The 546-nt window shown below is 62.1% G+C and carries 1 protein-coding gene; it reads left to right on the top strand.

Annotated elements, in window-relative coordinates; all coding sequences use genetic code 11:
- Positions 1-426: ABC transporter permease subunit (locus NKI17_RS36960; protein ID WP_352622794.1), on the top strand; the 426-nt coding region annotated here is incomplete at its 5' end.
- Positions 427-546 lie beyond the last annotated feature (120 nt).

The raw sequence follows: 546 nt of genomic DNA, 5'->3' as shown, positions 1-546 counted from the left end.
AAGGTCGCGTATACGCCGCTCGGCATCGTCATCGCGCTGGTCTTCATCGGTCTGCCCTTCGTCGTGCGCACCGTGCAGCCGATCATGGAGGAGATCGACAAGGAGGTAGAAGAAGTGGCCGCCACGCTCGGCGCCAATCGCTTCCAGATCATCAGCCGCGTTCTACTACCCGGACTGGCGCCTGCCATCGTCACCGGTTTCGCGCTGGCCTTCGCGCGCGGCGTCGGCGAGTACGGTTCCGTCATCTTTATCGCCGGCAACCTGCCGTTCAAATCCGAGATCGCGCCGCTTCTGATCGTCATCCGGCTGGAGGAATATAATTACGCCGCGGCGACCGCGATAGCGGCGATCATGCTGGCGCTGTCCTTCGTCATGCTGCTGGTCATCAACCTGGTGCAGACCTGGAGCCGCAAGCGCTATGGCTGACCCGGAGATCAAATCCTACGCGCCGCACCATGAAAGCCAGTCGCCGGCGGTGACCGAGAGCCGCACGGCGAGAACCGTGCTGATGATCGTGACCTTTGCCTTCCTCGGCATTTTCCTGCT

Origin of the sequence: Mesorhizobium sp. M0816 (assembly GCF_040320005.1) — a bacterium.
Classification (GTDB): Bacteria; Pseudomonadota; Alphaproteobacteria; order Rhizobiales; family Rhizobiaceae; genus Mesorhizobium.
The sequence above is the reverse complement of the archived record's forward strand: the minus strand, read 5'-3'. Positions and strand labels throughout refer to the sequence as shown.